At 67.1% G+C, this 17885-nt stretch carries 13 protein-coding genes and 1 other RNA gene; 9 read left to right on the forward strand and 5 right to left on the reverse strand.

Annotated features, from left to right (window positions below):
- Positions 1–72: 72 nt before the first annotated feature.
- From CEY09_RS23655 to CEY09_RS23670, 4 genes are all read left to right on the forward strand, one after another.
- A complete protein-coding gene (locus tag CEY09_RS23655) occupies positions 73–609 on the forward strand; it encodes a MarR family winged helix-turn-helix transcriptional regulator (RefSeq protein ID WP_006222840.1) in 537 nt (178 codons plus the stop codon).
- Between the two features lie 91 nt (positions 610–700).
- Positions 701–1435 (forward strand): enoyl-CoA hydratase/isomerase family protein, encoded by a 735-nt coding sequence (locus CEY09_RS23660; protein WP_088590488.1) that lies wholly within the window; start codon positions 701–703, stop codon positions 1433–1435.
- Positions 1432–2628, forward strand: a complete 1197-nt coding sequence (locus CEY09_RS23665; protein ID WP_088590489.1) for a CaiB/BaiF CoA transferase family protein — start codon at positions 1432–1434, stop codon at positions 2626–2628. The genes CEY09_RS23660 and CEY09_RS23665 overlap by 4 nt, the downstream gene beginning before the upstream one ends.
- A 46-nt stretch (positions 2629–2674) precedes the next feature.
- Positions 2675–3661, forward strand: coding sequence for a Bug family tripartite tricarboxylate transporter substrate binding protein (locus tag CEY09_RS23670; protein WP_088590490.1), 987 nt, complete (start codon positions 2675–2677; stop codon positions 3659–3661).
- A 55-nt stretch (positions 3662–3716) separates the two neighbouring features.
- On the opposite strand, the gene CEY09_RS23675 is transcribed toward CEY09_RS23670, so the two are convergent.
- The 5 genes from CEY09_RS23675 to CEY09_RS23695 form a co-directional block, all read right to left on the reverse strand.
- Complete coding sequence (locus tag CEY09_RS23675; protein ID WP_088590491.1) at positions 3717–4670, reverse strand: NAD(P)H-dependent flavin oxidoreductase; 954 nt, start codon at positions 4668–4670, stop codon at positions 3717–3719.
- A gap of 131 nt (positions 4671–4801) precedes the next feature.
- Positions 4802–5443: a response regulator transcription factor gene (locus CEY09_RS23680; protein ID WP_088590492.1), complete on the reverse strand. Its 642-nt coding sequence runs from the start codon at positions 5441–5443 to the stop codon at positions 4802–4804.
- A gap of 6 nt (positions 5444–5449) precedes the next feature.
- Entirely contained in the window at positions 5450–7405 is a 1956-nt protein-coding gene (acs, locus tag CEY09_RS23685) for an acetate--CoA ligase (protein ID WP_088590493.1), read from the reverse strand.
- A gap of 18 nt (positions 7406–7423) precedes the next feature.
- Entirely contained in the window at positions 7424–9100 is a 1677-nt protein-coding gene (actP, locus tag CEY09_RS23690; protein ID WP_088590494.1) for a cation/acetate symporter ActP, read from the reverse strand.
- Positions 9097–9408 (reverse strand): DUF485 domain-containing protein, encoded by a 312-nt coding sequence (locus CEY09_RS23695; RefSeq protein WP_088590495.1) that lies wholly within the window; start codon positions 9406–9408, stop codon positions 9097–9099. The genes actP and CEY09_RS23695 overlap by 4 nt, the downstream gene beginning before the upstream one ends.
- Before the next feature lie 230 nt (positions 9409–9638).
- Between CEY09_RS23695 and CEY09_RS23700 the strand changes: the two genes are divergently transcribed.
- From CEY09_RS23700 to ffs, 5 genes are all read left to right on the forward strand, one after another.
- Positions 9639–10850: an MFS transporter gene (locus CEY09_RS23700; RefSeq protein ID WP_006222850.1), complete on the forward strand. Its 1212-nt coding sequence runs from the start codon at positions 9639–9641 to the stop codon at positions 10848–10850.
- Positions 10851–10887: 37 nt separating this feature from the next.
- Positions 10888–11046 (forward strand): hypothetical protein, encoded by a 159-nt coding sequence (locus CEY09_RS32330; RefSeq protein ID WP_006222851.1) that lies wholly within the window; start codon positions 10888–10890, stop codon positions 11044–11046.
- Positions 11047–11149: 103 nt separating this feature from the next.
- Complete coding sequence (locus CEY09_RS23705; protein ID WP_088590496.1) at positions 11150–13813, forward strand: PD-(D/E)XK nuclease family protein; 2664 nt, start codon at positions 11150–11152, stop codon at positions 13811–13813.
- Positions 13814–13815: 2 nt separating this feature from the next.
- Positions 13816–17262 (forward strand): UvrD-helicase domain-containing protein, encoded by a 3447-nt coding sequence (locus CEY09_RS23710; RefSeq protein ID WP_088590497.1) that lies wholly within the window; start codon positions 13816–13818, stop codon positions 17260–17262.
- A 495-nt stretch (positions 17263–17757) separates the two neighbouring features.
- An RNA gene (gene ffs, locus CEY09_RS23715) (signal recognition particle sRNA small type) lies at positions 17758–17855 on the forward strand.
- The last annotated feature ends 30 nt before the right edge of the window (positions 17856–17885 follow it).

Consider the following 17885-nt stretch of genomic DNA (forward strand, 5'->3'; position numbering starts at 1 on the left):
TTGTATATCATGCGGCCAGGAGGGCGCCTGGCGCGCCCATATGCTTTTTCCTCATCTTTGCAGAGCCCAGCCATGGCATCCCTGAACGCACACAAGTCTGCCTCCTCCGCGCGCGACCAGCCGACCGCCTTGAAGGAGCTGTTCTCGTACCGGCTGAATCGCCTGGCCTATGTGTCCAGCCGCATCGCGGCGGGTTTGAACGAAAGCCGTTACGGCGTCGGGCCGCGAGAGTGGCGGATTATCGCGCTGCTGGGCGCGGCGCCCGACATGTCGCTCAACGCCGTGGCGCGCGAGGCCAACATCGACAAGAGCCAGGCCAGCCGCACGGTGTCCGAGCTGATTGAACGCGGGCTGATCTGCCGCAGCGCTGATAGCCAGGACGGCCGCGGCGTCAGCCTGGACCTGACGCGGACCGGGCGTGCGTTGTATGAAGAAATGTTCCCCGCCGCCGTGCAGCGCAACGAGGCCATGCTTTCCGTCCTGTCGCCCGCCGAGCGCGACGAGATGGAACGGATGCTGGACAAGCTGACGGCCCATGCGCTGGAAATGCTGAATGAATTCAAGGCCGAGGTGCCTGCCCGTCGAGGCCGTGGGGTGCAGCCGCGGTGAATGCGTGGCGCCTGCTGGGCGCCCTTTTTTTTACCTATGTTGTTGATTAAATCAATCAAATGCCTGATCACTATTCAAGAGGATTTGCGCCATGCCCGAACTGATCGTCGAAAACCAGGGCGCCGTGCGTCTGCTGCGCCTGAATCGCCCCGAAAAGCACAACGCGCTGAACACGGCCCTGACCACGGCGTTGCTGGACGCGTTGTCGCAAGCCGAACGGGAGACGGCGGTGCGCGCCGTCGTACTGACCGGCAACGGCAAGTCCTTCTGCGCCGGCGCGGACACCACGGAGTTCTCGGGCCTGACCCCGGAACAGCCCGAGGCGGTCCTGGCCCGCGCAGACCTGACGACCGACCTGCACCTGGTGTTCTCGCGCATGACCAAACCCGTCGTGGGCGCTGTGCACGGCAATGCGCTGGGCGGCGGCGCCGGCCTGGCGTTGGCCTGCGACCTCACCGTCATGGCCGAGGACGTGCGATTTGGCTATCCCGAACTGCGCCATGGCATCGTGGCCGCCGTCGTGATGGCGAATCTGGTGCGACAGGTGGGACGCAAGCACGCCTTTGAATTGGTGGCGATGGCCGAACCCATCGATGGTGCGCGCGCGTTGCAGTTGGGTATCGCCAATCGTGTCGTGCCCGCCGCCGACGTGCTGGACGCGGCCTTGGCGATGGCCGGGCGGCTGGCGGGCTGGGAGCCCGCAGCGATGGGGCTGACCAAGCGCGCCTTCCACCGTGCCGCGGACCTGGGCCTGGCCGAGGCGCTTGGCGTCGGGCGCGACGCCAATGTGATCATGCGCGGGTTTCGCCAGGGAGCCGCGCGATGAGGCCGCTGGATGGCGTGACCATCCTGGATCTGTCGCGGGTGCTGGCTTGCCCGTTCGCCTCGATGATCCTGGCGGAATTGGGCGCCACCGTGATCAAGGTCGAACAACCCGGCGCGGGCGATGAAACCCGGGGGTTTGAACCGCAGGTGCAGGGCGAGGGGGGGACGGAGTCTGCCTATTACCTGGCCTTCAACCGCAGCAAGCAATCCATCACCGTGAACTTCCGCAAGCCCGCTGGCCAGGCGCTGATCCGCCGGCTGGCCGAGACTTGCGACGTGGTGGTGGAGAATTTTCCGGTGGGCACCCTGGCCAAGTACGGGCTGGACCGCGACACGATCGCGCCCGGCAATCCGGGCCTGGTCTATTTTTCGTGCACGGGCTTCGGCATGACCGGCCCGTATGCGCCCCGCAAGGGATACGACACGGTGTTCCAGGCGATGGGCGGCATCATGAGCCTGACGGGCGAACGTGGCGGCGGCCCCGTCAAACCGGGCCTTCCGGTGGCGGACCTGACCTCGGGTCTGTGGGCGGCCATCGGCATCCTGTCCGCCTTGGTGGGCAGGGCGCGCTCGGGGCAAGGTTGCCACATCGACTTTTCGATGCTGGACGGGCAGGTCGGCCTGTTGTCGTTGGCGGCGGCGCGCTACTTCGCATTGGGTGAAGTGCCGCAACGGCTGGGCACCGAGCATCCCGGGCGCGTGCCGTCGGCCGCGTTCGAATGCGGCGATGGGCGCTGGGTGCAGATCACCGGCAGCGACCAGCACTGGAAACCCTTGTGCGATGCGCTGGACCTGCCGCAATGGGCCGATGACCCAGAACTGGCGCGCAATGCCGTGCGGGTGGCGCGGCGCGATGAAGTCATGGCCGGCCTGGCCGCTGCCGCACGGCGGCTGACGCGCGACGAACTCTGCCGGCGTTGCGATGCCTTGGGCGTGCCAGCCGGGCCGATCCTGGATGTGGAGGAAATCCTGCACAACGAACACGTGCTGGCGCGCGGCATGGTGTCCAGCTACGAGCATCCCGCCATCGGCCGCTTCGGCGCCGTGCCTGTGCCGTTCAAGTTCAAGGGATATGAAGATCCGCGCCTGGATCGCCCTCCGCTGCTGGGCGAACACACCGACAGTGTGCTGAGGTCAACGCTGGGCCTGTCGGATACGGAGATTCAAGCATTACGCGCGGAGGGCGCGATCTAGGCATTTCATCGTCACACCAAAAAAACAAACCTGCAGGAGACAACCCATGAAGACTTTAAAGCGTCTGTTTGCTTATCGACGCCTGCTGTGCGGCCTGGCCGCCGGGGCAGTTTGCGCCACCGCGGTGGCCGCTGACCCGTATCCGTCCCAGCCGATCACGCTGGTCAATCCCTATGCCGCCGGCGGCCCCGCCGATGTGCTGGGCCGCGCATTGGCGCGCGAGCTGGAGAAACAGCTGGGCAAGCCGGTGATCGTGGAGAACAAGGCGGGCGGAGGCGCGGCGATCGGTGCGAACTTCGTGGCGCGCGCCAAGCCCGACGGCTACACCCTGTTGCTGGGCACGTCGGCCGCGCATGTGGTGACGCCGCTGATGCAGCGCACGTCCTACGACGGCATCAAGGATTTCGCCTTTGTGTCCATCGTGGCCAACCAGCCGAACATGCTTGTCGCGCGTCCCACGCTGAATGCCGCCAGCGTTGCCGACCTGGTGGCAATGGCGCGCAAGGATCCCGGCAAGATCAATTACGCGTCCGCCGGGCCGGGCAGTTCCCCGCATCTGGGCGCCGAACTGTTCCGTGAGCGGGCAGGCGTGGATATCGTGCACATTCCGTACAGCGGCGCGGCGCCGGCCATCAATGACCTGGTGGGCGGGCAGGTGGACATCGCCGTGCTCAACCTGGCCGCCAGCCTGCAGTTCATCCGTAGCGGGCGCCTCAAGGCATTGGCCTACGCCAACGGCAAACGTTCGCCGCTGTTGCCGGATGTACCCACGCTTGCGGAGTCTGGTGTAACGGGGGCGGAGTCTGCGTCGTGGTACAGCCTGGCCGCGCCCAAAGGGACGCCGGCCGACGTGTTGCAGCGGCTGAACGATGCCATGGGCCGCGTGAATGCGGATGCCGAGTACGGCAAGCTGATGCAGGCGCAGGGCGTGGATTTGTGGAACATGACGCCGGCCGAAGCGACGGCTTTCGTGGAGAAAGACCAGCTTGCGATGAAGAAGCTGGTGGAGTCGGCCGGCCTGATGAAAAAGTAGGCGCGACGACGACGTCTTGCAATCGAAGCCGCCCTCTCGGGCGGCCTCCTCTTTTTCAGCCCGCCAGTGCCGCAGCACTGGCAAGCGCCTGCCGCGTTTCATCCATCAACTGCGCAACCAGAAGGCCTGCCGGTTGCAGGCTGTCGATCAATCCGGCGCTTTGTCCGGCTTCGACTTTGCCGCCTTCCACGTCGCCGTCGTGGGCCGCCTGTTTCAGTGAACTGACGGCGAACAGCGCGTCCAATGCGGCATCGTCGCTGCCGCGCTCGGCCGCCAGATATCGGCGGGCAAACGTATTGCGCAACATCCGCACCGGCGACCTTCCGCGGCCCACCAGCGTCGTGTCGGCCACGCCGGCAGCCAGAACCGCCGCCTTGTAGTCGGCATGCACGCCGGCCTCGGGTGTCAGCAGGAAACGGGTGCCCAATTGTGCCCCGGCCGCGCCCAGGCACAGGGCCGCGGCAATGCCCGCGCCGTCGGCAATGCCGCCCGCGGCCACCACCGGCAGGGACACGCGGCGCACCGTGGCGCGCAGCAGGACCTGCAGGCCGATTTCGTCTGGTCCTGGATGCCCCCCGGCTTCCAGGCCCACCGCGATGACCGCGTCCACGCCCGCCGCCTGCGCTTTCTCGGCATGCAGCGGGCTGGCCACCACTTGCAGCCATTTGATGCCCGCCTCGCGTGCGCGGCCGATATGCTTTTGCGGTCCGCCCTGAGACGCGATGATGACCGGCACGCCTTCCGCAATGGCAATGTCCATGTGTTCCTGGGCACGCTTGTTGTACAGCGGGATGTTGACGGCGAACGGCGCGTCGGTGCCGCGGCGTACTTCGCGCACGGCGGCAAGCAGGGCCTCGGGATACATCGGGCCGGCGGCGATGACGCCCAGCCCGCCCGCACGGGAAACCGCCAGCGCAAGCGCCGCGTTGGACGATGCCCAGCTCATGCCGCCCTGGATGATGGGATAACGCGTGCCCAGCAATCGGGTCAGCGGAGTTTGCAGAATCATGGCCTACCTGCCGTGGGGAAAATCCCATTTTCGGTCAGTTAGTTGATAATATCAACTATATTCGGAAGCAATGGCTGGGGCTTCGGTTGGGGCCGGATGCGACCTGACGCCAAGTATTCGGCCTCAGGGGTTCAAGCCCAGTCGGTCAAGCCCAGCCGCCGCGCGATCAGCACCGCCTGTGTCCGGTTGGAGACGCCAAGTTTGCGCATCACGGCGGTCATGTGCGTTTTGACCGTGGCTTCCGCCACGTTCAGCTCATGCGCGATCTGCTTGTTGAGCAGCCCCGCGCCCACCATCCGCAGGACCCGGTATTGCTGCGGCGTCAGCTCGCATAGCCTTGCGGCCAGCTGCCTGTCTTCGGGGCAGGTGCGACCAGCCTTATCGTCATCAAAGGGCAGCCATATGCCGCCGCTCAGCACATGGCGCAGGGCCCGGCCGATGGTGTCGGCGTTGGCCGACTTTGGAATGAAACCCATCGCGCCATGATCGATCGCGCGGCGCATCAGCAGCGGGTCGTCATGCGCCGACACGATGGCAACCGGCAATTGCGGCCGCAGGCGGAGTACCTGCGTCAACGTGTCGAAGCCCGTGGCGCCAGGCATGTTCAGGTCCAGCAACAGCAGATCAGCGTGCGGTTTGGCCTGGACCAGGCCGTAAAGCACGCTGATCTCTTCGGCATCGCGGATGACGGCGTTCGGGTATAAGCGGCCGATCAGCCCGCGCAGGGCGTCGATATACAGCGGGTGGTCATCGGCAATCAGGAATACGGGCATGGCCGATCATGCCATACCCCGTTCCTGCACCAGTGCTTGCACGACCGAGGGATCGGCCAGCGTGGTGATGTCGCCCAGGTCGTCGACATTGTTCTCGGCGATCTTGCGCAGGATGCGGCGCATGATCTTGCCCGAACGCGTCTTGGGCAGGGCGGGCGCCCATTGCAGATGGTCGGGCGTCGCGATGGGGCCGATTTCGCGGCGTACGTGGGCCACCAGTTCCTGGCGCAGGGTGTCGGACGCTTCCAGACCCGCTTTCAGCGTGACATACACGTAAATGCCCTGGCCCTTGATGTCGTGGGAAAAGCCCACCGCCGCCGCTTCGGCCACCTTCGGGTGCGATACCAGCGCGCTTTCCAGTTCGGCGGTGCCTAAGCGGTGTCCGCTGACGTTCAACACGTCGTCCACGCGGCCGGTGACCCAGTAGTCGCCATCGGCATCGCGGCGGCAACTGTCGCCCGTGAAGTACATGCCGGGATAGTCCTTGAAGCAACTTTCAACGTAGCGCCGGTCGTCGCCGTAGACGGTGCGCGCCTGCCCAGGCCACGAGTCGCGGATGAACAGGTTGCCTTCGCCGGGGCCTTCTATCACTTCGCCCGTCTGCACATCGACCAGCTCCGGCCGGATGCCGAAAAAGGGCATGCTGGCCGAGCCCGGCTTGCAGGCCTTGGCGCCGGGAATGGGCGCAATCAGGATGCCGCCTGTTTCCGTCTGCCACCAGGTGTCCACGATGGGACAGCGGCCCTCTCCCACGACATCGTGATACCAGCGCCAGGCCTCGGGGTTGATGGGTTCACCCACGGTGCCCAGCAGGCGCAGCGACTTCCGGGAGGTGCGGAGGACGGGCTCGAGGCCCTCGCGCATCAGGGCGCGGATGGCCGTGGGCGCGGTGTAGAAGATGCTGACCTCGTGCTTGTCGATGACGTGCCAGAAGCGTGAGGCGTCCGGGTAGCTGGGCACGCCTTCAAAGACGACCGTCGTGGCGCCATTGGCCAGCGGTCCGTACACGATGTAGCTGTGGCCCGTGATCCAGCCCACGTCCGCCGTGCACCAGAAGACATCGCTGTCCCGGATGTCGAAGATGGCGGCATGCGTGTAGGCGGCATAGACGAGGTAACCGCCGGTCGTGTGCAGCATCCCCTTGGGCTTGCCGGTGCTGCCCGAGGTATGGAGGATGAAAAGCGGGTCTTCGGCGTTCATGAGTTCGGGGACGCATTCTTCGGTTTCCCGGTCCATCAGGCGGTCCAGCCAATAGTCGCGTTCGGCCGTCATGTCGACGGGCGCGCCCGTATGCCTGACCACCAGCACGTTGCGCACGCCCTCCATGCCCGGCATCTTCATCGCGGCGTCCACATTGGCTTTCAGCGCAATGGCGCGGCCAGCCCGCCGGCCTTCGTCGGCGGTGATGATGGCGCGGGCGCCGCAGTCGCGCACGCGGTCGGCGATGGAGGCCGGCGCGAATCCGCCGAACACGACGTTATGCACGGCGCCGATGCGCGCGCAGGCCAGCATGGCGGCCACGGTGTCCACGATCATCGGCATGTAGATCGTGACGCGGTCGCCGCGGCCAATGCCGATGCGTCGCAGCGCATTGCCCATCTTGCAGACCATCGCGTGCAATTCGCGGTAGCTGATGCGCCGCGAAGGGGTGCCGGGGTCGTCCGGTTCCCAGATCAGCGCGGCCTTTTCGCCGAGGGTCTCAAGGTGGCGATCCAGGCAGTTGACGCTGACGTTCAACTCCCCGTCGGCGTACCAGCGGATATGGAAGTCTTCGGCGGCGAAGCTGACGTCCCGGATTTGCGTCGGGGCGCGATGCCACTGCAGGCGCTGCGCGGCGTGGGCCCAGAAGGCGTCCGGATCGCGGTGTGATGCCGCGTAAAGGTTTTCGTAGTGTTCCTGCGTGATCGTATGCGGGCCGGCAAAGCCCTCGGGCACGGGATAGAGGTCGCGGATGGGTTTCATGGATGGGTCCTCTGAACGTTAATGGCCGACGGCGGTGGTGGCGCCGATACCGGTCTGGCTGCGGACGGTGAGGGCGTCGAAGGCCTCGGCTTCTTGCCGGGCGCGCGGGCTGCGGTCCAGTTTCGAGAACAGCCAGATCGAGGAAAACGCCAGCGGGATGGACAGGATGCCCGGGTTGGGGAAGGGCGTGACGGGCGAGGAAAACCCCAAGACGTCCACCCATACGGTCTGGCTGAGCACGACCCAGACTGTCGCGCTGGTCAGGCCCAGGAACCCGCCGATGGTCGCGCCACGCGTGGTGCATCCGCGCCAGGAGATCGACAGCACCAGCACGGGGAAGTTGGCGCTGGCGGCGATGGCGAAGGCCAGACCCACCATGAACGCTACGTTCTGGTTCTCGAATACGATGCCTAGCAGAATGGCCATGACGCCCAGGGCGATGGTGGACAGGCGCGAAATGCGCATCTGCTGGTGTTCCGTGGCGCGGCCGCGCGCGATGACGTTGGCGTACAGGTCATGCGAAATGGCTGCGGCGCCAGCCAGCGCCAGACCGGCCACCACGGCCACGATGGTGGCGAACGTGACGGCCGCCAGGAAACCCAGCAGCAGATTGCCGCCCACGGCGTTGGCCAGGTGGACCGCGACCATATTGGTGCCGCCGATCAGGTTTTTCATCATGTCGAACCCGCCGTCCGGGCTCGTCGAGAAATACTCGGGGTGGCGCACCAGCAGCGCGACCGCCCCAAAACCGATGATGAACGTGAGCAGATAGAAGTAGCCGATGAAGGCGCTGGCGTAGATCACGGACTTGCGGGCTTCCTTGGCGTTGGACACCGTGAAGAAGCGCATCAGGATGTGCGGCAGGCCGGCGGTGCCGAAGGCCAGCGCGATGCCCAGCGACAAGGCGTTCAGCGGATTGCTGCTGACCTGCGCGCCCGGCGCCAGCAGTTCCAGGCCGGACGGGTGCACGCGGGCGGCCTCCGCCAGCAGCGCATCCGGGCTGTAGTTAAAGGCCGCCAGCACCAGGATGGTCATCAGCGTGGCGCCGAAGAGCATCAGGACTGCCTTGATGATCTGTACCCAGGTCGTGGCGGTCATGCCGCCGAAGGCCACGTAGATCATCATCAGCGACCCGACGATCAGTACCGCAATGTTGTAGTCCAGCCCGAACAGCAGCACGATCAGCTTGCCCGCGCCGACCATCTGCGCGATCAGGTACAGCGCGATGATCAGCAGCGACGCGCTGGCCGCCAGCACCCGCATGGGGGTTTGCGCCAAGCGGAACGAGGTCACGTCCGCGAAGTTGTACCGGCCCAGGTTGCGCAACCGTTCGGCGATGAGGAACATGACCACTGGCCAGCCGAACAGGAAGCCGATGGCGTAGATCATGCCGTCGAAACCGCTGACGTAGACCATGCCCGCAATCCCCAGGAACGAGGCGGCGGAAAGGTAATCGCCTGCGATGGCCAAGCCGTTCTGAAAGCCCGTCAGTCCGCCGCCTGCCGTGTAGAAATCCGATGTGGTGCGGGTGCGCTTGGCGGCCCAGTAGGTGATGCCCATGGTTCCTGCGATGAAGGTCAGGAACATGACGATGGCGGAAGTGCTGGCCTGCCCGGTTGCGGCGGCGCGGGCTGAGCCCGCCAGCACGCAGCCCAGCACGAAGATCAACGCGGCGCCCACTGTCTTGCGCTTCATGAGACGTCCCTGAGGATGGCGGCCAGCAGCGGGTCGAAGACCGTGTTGGAGATGTGGACGTAAGCCGAAATCAGCACCACGGCGCTGCCCACCACGAGGATGCCGGTCAAGATGCCGATGCTCATCGTCATGCCGGGCAGCGGGCGGGCGAAGAATGCGGGATCGAATGCCAGGGTCAGGATGAAGCCCGCGTAGATCACGCCGGTGATGGCGAAGAACAGCAAGCTGGTGCGGCTGCGGCGGCGCAGCAATTCCTGATATTTGGGATGACGCATGACAGCGGCAACCACGCCTTTGGGCGAAGTCATTGCGAGGGTCTCCTTATCGTTATTGGCGAACGAGCCTCCGGCCAATATAGAGACGCATCAATTCGGGGGACATGCGACCTTAGTCGTAGGGGGAAGGCCCGAGTGACAGCCCTGCAAAGCGCGACGCGGCAGCATGGCTATTGCCGTTCTGCCCCGGCCGATTTGTATATGATGTGCGGGTCGTCCCGAGGAGGGGGCGCAAACCCATACAACAACCAGACACGGGTTTCATGTCTATCCAAACCGATAAGATTTCCACGCGCACCCTCATCCTGGGTACCCTTGTGGTGCTGCTTGCCATGGGCGTGCGCGCCACTTTTGGCCTGTTCATGCAGCCGATGGGCCTGGCCCACGGCTGGGGCCGCGACGTGTTTTCAATGGCCTTCGCCTTGCAGAACCTGGTGTGGGGCGTCGCCTGCATTTTCATGGGCATCCTGGCCGACCGTTACGGATCGGGGCGCACCATCGCGCTGGGCGCGGTGCTGTACATGCTGGGCATGATCGGCACCCGTTTTGCCACGGACGAAGCGACGCTGTACCTGACCGCCGGCGTGCTGGTCGGGCTGGGCCAGGCGGGTACCACGTTCCCGGTGATCCTGCCGGTGGTGGCGCGTGCGGTGCCGCCTGCCTACCGCAGCACGGCGATGGGCATCGCCAGCGCCGGGGGTTCGCTCGGCCAGTTCGCCGTGGTGCCTACCGGGCAGGCATTGATCACCGGCATGGACTGGCCGGGTGCGCTGTGGGTGCTGTCGCTGTTCGTGGCTTGCGCCGCGCCGCTCGCCTATTTCCTGCGTGGGCGTCCGCAAGCGCAATCGGGGCCGCAGCAGTCGCTCGCCGCGGCCGTGCGCCAGGCGGTGCGCCATCCGTCGTTCCACTTCCTGTTCTGGAGCTACTTCGTCTGTGGTTTCCATACCGCCTTCATCACCCTGCACCTGCCGGCCTATGTGACCGATGGCGGCTTGACGCCAGGGCAGGGCGCGACCGCCGTGGCGCTGATCGGCCTGTTCAACGTGCTGGGCTCGTTCTACGCGGGCAAACTCGGTGGCAAATACAGCAAGAAGCGCTTGCTGGCGATCGTGTATTTCATGCGGGCCTTCGGCATTCTGCTGCTGTTGGCCATGCCCTTGTCGGCGTGGGTCCTGTACGCCTTTGCGGCCTGGATGGGCCTGTTCTGGCTGGGGACGGTGCCGCTTACTCAAGGGCTGATCGGGCAGATCTACGGCCTGCGTTATGCGGCCACGCTGTCGGGCATTGTCTTCCTGGGGCACCAGCTGGGCAGCTTCATCGGCGTCTGGCTGGGCGGTTACGCCTACGCCAAGACGGGCAATTACGATATGGTCTGGTGGTTGGGCGTGGCGCTGGCCGTGATTGCCGCGTTGCTGTGCCTGCCGGTGCGGGAACAGCCGGTGACGCCCGCCGAACCCCGCCCCGCGTCGGCATGAGGCCGGTGCCAGAACCTTGCGATCCGGAGATCCGTCCATGACCCCAGCCCATCCTCCCGCCGTCCGCCGCCATCGAGGCTGGCGTGCCGTGGGCGTGCTGGCGCTGGCGGCCGTGCTTGGCCTGGCGTTCTGGGGCTACACCACGCCCGAGATGCAGATCCACTGGGAAAACCTGGCCGCGCTTTGCGGCTTTTAGGCGCATCCATCCCCTCGGCTCGCGGTATCCTACGACGGAGTTTCCTCCGTCGTTTTTTTCGTCGCCCGCGCCTGCCGTGTCGGTACGCGCTTTGTAGGTGCCCATGCAGGACGCATCGCTTTCCTTTTCCGATCTATCGCTGCCGGACATCGGCGCCATGCCCGCCGCCGACACGCTGGTGCTGACCGTGAACAACCGGCTGTCGCGCCGCTTGACGCTGGAGCTGGCCGGCCTGTTGCGCCAGGAGCGCCAAGTCAGCGAATTGCCGCGCATCCTGCCACTGTCGGCGTGGTTGGCCGAGTCCGCCAACGAACTGGCCTTCGAAGCGGACGACGACGTGCCCGCTTACCGGCTGGACAGTTTTGCCACGCAGCTGGTCTGGACCGAAGCCATTCGGGCGGAAGAGGCGGAGCGGGTGCTGCTGGACGCCAGCCAGGCAGCGCGCCTGTCCATGGACGCCGATCTGCTGATGGACGAGTGGGACCTGCACGTGCCGTCGGGCGCGGACACCGACGAGTACCGCGGCTTTGCCCGGTGGCGCGCGCGCTACCGCCAAACGCTCGCAGGCATCGACGCCGAAGACGCGAACCAGGGGTATGCGCGCGTGCTGCGCGCCCTGGAGGACGGCCGGCTCGCCACTCCCGGCCAACTGGTGCTGGCGGGTTTTACCGACATGTCCCCGCGCTTTCGCCGGCTGCTCAACGCGTTTGAGGCGCAGGGCACCGTGGTTGCGCAGTGGCGCGACGCGCAGCGGGTCGAAACCGTGGCGCGGCGGTTCGAGGCCGCGGATCAGGGCGCGGAATGGCGCGCCGCCGCCGCGTGGGCCGCCAGCCGGTTGAAGGCGAATCCGCTTGGGCGCTACGCCATCGTGTCGCCGCAACTTGAGGCCGAATCCCCGTTCGCACGGCGCGTGTTGAGTCAGGCCCTGGCCGGCCGCGATGGTGCGCCGGCTTTTGCGTTCAACGTGGCGGTGGGCCGGCCGCTTGATGAATGGCCGATGGCGCGCGCCGCGCTGGCGTGGCTGCGTGCGCTGGCCGAATGCGCCGCGGGCAAGGGCTGCAGCGTGGACGTGCTGGGCGCCGCTGTGCTGGCCGGCTATTGCGCCGGCGACGTGCGCGACCGGGCGCGCCTGGCTGCGATCGACGCACGTTGGCGCCGGCAGGCCGTGCAGCACGTGGGCCCGCAGGATTGGAAGAAATTGCTGGCCGACATGCCCGCCCTGGCGCAAGCCTGGAACCACGCGATGGAGCTCTGGACGCAGGGCGGCCGCCAGGCGACCTGCGACATCTGGATGCTGCGCATGAAAGCGGCGCTGACGGCGTTGGGCTTTCCCGGCGAAGCCGTGCTGGATAGCGTCGGGTATCAGGTCATGGGCGCGCTGGGCGACGCCTTGGGCAGCTTCTCGGCGCTGGCGCCGGCCGCTGGCCGGCTGGGCGGCGTGGCGGCGGTGAACCTGCTGCAAAGCGTGGCACGGTCCGCATCGTTTCAGCCGCAGCGCGATCCGCTGGCGCGCCTGGATGTGCTGGGGCTGCTGGAAGCCGAAGGAGGGTACTGGGACGGCGTCTGGATGCTGGGCTTGACCGACGACGTCCTGCCCGCATCGCCCAAGCCCAACCCGCTGTTGCCCTTGGCCGTGCTGCGGCAGGCCAAGGCGCCGCGCGCCACGCCCGAACGGGAGCGCGAATGGGCCGAAGGCATGTACGCCGCGCTGTGCCGCTGCGCGCCCGACATCATCGTCAGCCATGCCCACATGGATGGCGAACGCGAATTGCGTCCCTCGCCGCTGATCGCCGCCGCCGCGTTGACGGACTGGGCGCCGGCCGCCGCCGATCTGGTGGCCGCGCTGCCGCAGGAATCGCTGGACGACAACCAGGGGCCGCCGCTGGCGCCCGGAAACCGCGGAGGCGGGGGGCTGGACGTCCTGGATACGCAGGCGCGCAACCCGCTGTGGGCCTTCGTGCGCCACCGCTTGGGCGGCCGCGAACTTGCGCCGTATGCCGACATCGCCACCGTGAACGTGCGCGGCCAGTTCCTCCACAAGGCGCTGGAACTGGTGTGGGGCATGATGCCCGACCAGGAAACCCTGCACGAGGTCCTGGCCACCGGCCGGCTGCCCGCGCTGCTGGAGCAGGCGGTGGCGCAGGCCGCGGAGGTCGAGCTCAAGGATTACGCGCCCGCGCTCAAGGCGCTGGAATGCCAGCGCGCCCGGACCGTGTTGGCCTCGTGGCTGGACATGGAGGCGCAGCGCCTGCCGTTCACCGTCGCCCAGGTTGAAAAAAACCATCAGTGGCAGCGCGGGGCGCTGAACCTGAAACTGCGGCTGGACCGCATCGACAGCCTGGCCGATGGCCGCAATGTCATCGTCGATTACAAGACGGGCGTGGCCGCCGCCAAGCCCGAGCCCGACTGGTCGCGAAGCCGGCCGGTGAACGTGCAGCTGCCGTTCTACGCGTCGGTGCTGGCGGACGCCGTGGGCGGCGAGGTGGCTGGCTTGGTGCTGGCGCAGATCCACGCGCGGCAGGTGGCTGCCCAAGGCCTGGCCGACGAAGACCTGGGCATGCCAGGCGTCACGCTGGCCGAAGACAGCAAGTTCTTCGATGGCCTGTCCTGGCCCGAGATCCGGCAGCGCTGGCGCGTGGCGATTGAAGCGCTGGCTGACGAGTATGTGGCCGGGGTGGCCACCAACGTCGCCTACCGCCGGGATGATTTGAAATACTGCGATGCATTGCCGTTCCTGCGTTTGCATCTGGACGACGAGGATGCATGAGCATGGCTGAACAAGAACGCTTGCCGCAGGACCACGCCGCGCGCACCGACGCGCTGGACCCCACCCGTTCGTTTCTGGTGCAGGCCCCCGCCGGGTCGGGCAAGACCGAACTGCTGACCGACCGCATCCTGGCCCTGTTGGCCACGGTGAACCGTCCGGAAGAGATCGTCGCCATCACCTTCACGCGCAAGGCCGCGTCCGAAATGCACGCCCGCGTGCTGAGCAAGCTGCGCCGCGGGCTGGACGGGCCGCCCGAGGCCATGCACGAACGCCGCAGCTGGGAGCTGGCCCGTGCCGCGCTGGCGCGCAACGAAGCGCAGGGCTGGCATCTGCTGGATCACCCGGCGCGCCTGGCCATCCGCACCATCGATTCCTTCTGCGCGGGGCTGGTGCGCAGCATGCCGTGGTTGTCGGAACTGGGCGGCATGCCCGAGATCACCGATGACGCCCGCGCAAACTACGAAGCCGCGGCGCGCGCCACGCTTGATCTGGCCGACGAGTACGACGCCGTGCGCGTGCTGCTGCAGCATCTGGACGTGGACGTGCAGGCGGCCAAGGACGCCATTGCCGACATGCTGGGCCAACGTGACCAATGGCTGCCGCTGCTGCGTCACGGTTCCGACCGCGCGGGCATGGAAGCCATGCTTGCCGAGGCCATCGGCGAAGACCTGGACGCGCTGAGCGAAGCGATGCCGTATGGCTGGGCCGAAGCGCTGTCCGGGCCTGCTCGGCTGGCCGCCACCCATCTGCAGGACGGGGAAGACGACAACAAGCTGCTGGCGCTGCTGGACTGGACGGAAGAGCTACCGCCGGACGCCGAGGTGCTGGACCAGTGGCGCGCGGTGGCGCATCTGTTGCTGACCGGCACCGGCAGCCTGCGTAAGACGGTCAACAAGAACCTGGGCTTTCCGGCCAAGTGCGCGCACAAGGAACCCTTTGTGGCGTGGCTGGAAGCGGCCGACGGGCAGGCCGCCTGGGTGCGCCGCCTGAACGCCGTGCGCGACATCCCGGAACCCCGCTTCACTGATGCGCAGTGGGAAGTGCTGGGCGCCCAGTTGATGACCTTGGCGCTGGCCGTGGCGCAGTTGCGCCTGCGCTTCGCGGATACGGGTGAAGTCGACTTCATCGAGATCGCGCAGCGCGCGGCCTCGGCGCTGGGCAGCGCCGATGATCCGGGCGAATTGCTGTTGAAGCTGGATGCGTCGATCCGCCATCTGCTGATCGACGAATTCCAGGACACCAGCCAGACGCAGCTGGACCTGTTGCGCACGTTGACCTCCGGCTGGCAGGCGGGCGATGGACGCAGCCTGTTCCTGGTGGGCGACCCCATGCAGTCCATCTACCGTTTCCGCAAGGCCGAAGTGGGCCTGTTCCTGGAAGTGGCGGATATCGGCGTGGGCGAGTTGCAGCCCGATTTCCTGAACCTGACCGACAACTTCCGTTCGCAGGCGGGTATCGTCGATTGGGTGAACCGGTCGTTCGTGTCGCTGTTGCCCAAGCGCAGCGACGCCGCCGCGGGCGCAATCGCCTACAGCCCGTCCACGGCATTCCACGACGCGCTGCCGGACCCGGCGGTGCGCTTCCATCCCGCCTGGTCGCGCGCCGGCGCGGCGCCCGCCGAAGAGCAGGCCGAAGACATCGCGGTGGGGCTGGTGCGCCAGGCATTGGCCGACCACAAGGGCGCCAAGCATCCAGTCGCGGTGCTGGTGCGCGCCCGCAGCCACCTGGGCAACCTGACCCGCCGTCTGGCGCAGGAGGGCATCCGTTGCCGCGCGGTGGACCTGGTGCCGCTGGCCTTGAGACCGGTGGTGGCGGATCTAGTGCAATTGGTGCGCGCGCTGTCGCATCCCGGCGACCGGCTGGCGTGGCTGTCGGTGCTGCGCGCGCCCTATTGCGGCCTGACGCTGACGTCCTTGCAGCGCCTGTTCGGCGACGACCACATCACCCCGGTGCCGGTGCTGCTTGAGCGCGCCTTGCGCATCGTGCGGCCGACGTTGCCAGCGGCGGTGGATACGGCGCCCCAGGGTTCCCTGTTCGACGCGGCCCCGGCCGCACCCGAATCCCCGTCGGCGCAGGCGCTGCTCAGCGCCGACGAATTCGAGCGCCTGCGCCAGGTGGCGGCCGTCTTGCTGGACAAGCGCAACGACTCCGGCGCCATGCCATTCGCGGCGTGGGTGGAATCGCTGTGGCGCCGCCTGGGCGGCCCTGCGCTGTATGCCGGCCTGTCGGTGGCCAATGACGCGGAAAGCCTTTTCCAGCTGGTCGAACGCCTGGCACCGCACGGCGGCATCGACCCCGCAGCGCTGGACGCAGGCATATCGAGGCTCTTCGCCGCGCCCGATGCGGCGGACGAGGACGACGGCGCAGTCGAGATCATGACCATGCACAAGTCCAAGGGCCTGCAATTCGAAACCGTCATCCTGTACGGCCTGCACCGCGCGCCGCGCGGCGACCAGGCGCCTTTGGTGCGCTTCGAGCAAAGCGGCGGCCGCGTGTTGTTCGGCCCGGTCAAGCCGCGCGCCGAAACCGAGGCCGACCCGGTCTCGCGCTACCTGGGCGCACGCGAGGCGCGCCGCGCCTCGTACGAAATCGATCGGCTGTTGTACGTGGCGGCCACCCGGGCGCGCAAGCGTCTGCATCTGGTGGGCCACGTGTCGCTCGACGAGGCCACGGGGCAGATCAAGACCCCGCCCGCGGCCAGCCTCCTGGGCCGCCTGTGGCCCTGCCTGGAAACACCGGTGCCGCCGTCTTTGCAGGGCGACGCCGAACCCGACGCCGCCGACGGCCCGGAGTGGCAGGGTGAACCTTTGCGGCGGGTGGCAAGCGTCGGCCTGGCGCAATTGGCGCGCCTGTCCGACATCACCATCAGCCCCGGCTTTGGCGCCGCCGCCCGCGGCGCCTGGGGCGACGGCAGCGAACATCCCGCCTGGCAACTGGAAGCCGGCTACGACGCCGCCATCGGCACCCTGGCCCACGCATGGCTCGCCCGCATCGGCCAGGACGGCGTGCACGCATGGCCGGCCGACGCCCTGACCGACCGCCTGCCCGCCATGCGTCGCCAACTGACGCGCGCAGGCATCCCCGCCAGCCAGGCAGACGCCGCCGCCGAAGCCGTGCTGGAAACCCTGCAGGCCACGCTATCGGACGACCGCGGCCTGTGGCTGCTATCCCAATCCGGCGCCCGCCGCGAATGGCCACTGATCGACGCCGCCGGCAAGGTATCCGTCATCGATCTGGCGTTGAGCACCGAAGACGGCTGGCTGATCGTCGACTACAAAACCGGCCGCCCCCACCCCGGCGAATCCCCCGCCGCCTTCGCCACCCGCATGCGCCAGCGCCACGGCGAGCAACTGCTGCGCTACTGCACCCAGGTCACCGCCCTGGACGGCCGCGTAGCCCGAGCCGCCCTGTACTTCCCCAGAGCCAAAGCCTGGATAGACCTGCAGTAGCGATTTTGTCTGCAACCTGCATGATGGGTTGCGCGCGCTCGCCCCCGTCCTCCTAAAGACGACACCCGCGCGCTCCACCCATCCTACGTATCCACGCCCAAGCCGAGGACCGCGTCCAGCCAGAGGATCGCGCCCAGCCAGAGGACCGTGTCCAGCTAGAGGGCGGCGCCCAGCCAGAGGACCGTGCCCAAGCCGGAGGATCGCGCTCAGCCAGAGGACCGCGCCGAAGCCAGAGGACCGCGCTCAAGCGAGAGGTCCGCGCCCAAGGGAGAGGCCCACACCCCAAGACAGCCCCCCGCAAAGCAAAGCGAGCAAAGCGAAGCGAACAAGCAAGCAAGGCAAAGCGAAGCGAGCCAAAAATGGCAAGCGAAGCAAAGCCATCCCTCCCTCCCCCTCGGGGGGAGGGCCGGGGAGGGGGCAACATACCGCCCCTCAGGGGCCCGCCAACCGGAAGGCTGCAAGCAAGCGAAGCGCAGCTCTGCTAGAATTCCGGTTGGCGGGCCCCTCCGCATGGTTCGACGGTGAACCTGGTCAGGTCGGGAACGAAGCAGCCATAGTCGTTTAGGGTCAGTGCCGGAGTAAGGCTCGCCAACCGGATTCTTCAAAGCAACGGGTAGTCATTC

This window comes from Achromobacter marplatensis (assembly GCF_002209535.1).
In the GTDB taxonomy this organism is placed as follows: Bacteria; Pseudomonadota; Gammaproteobacteria; order Burkholderiales; family Burkholderiaceae_B; genus Achromobacter; species Achromobacter marplatensis.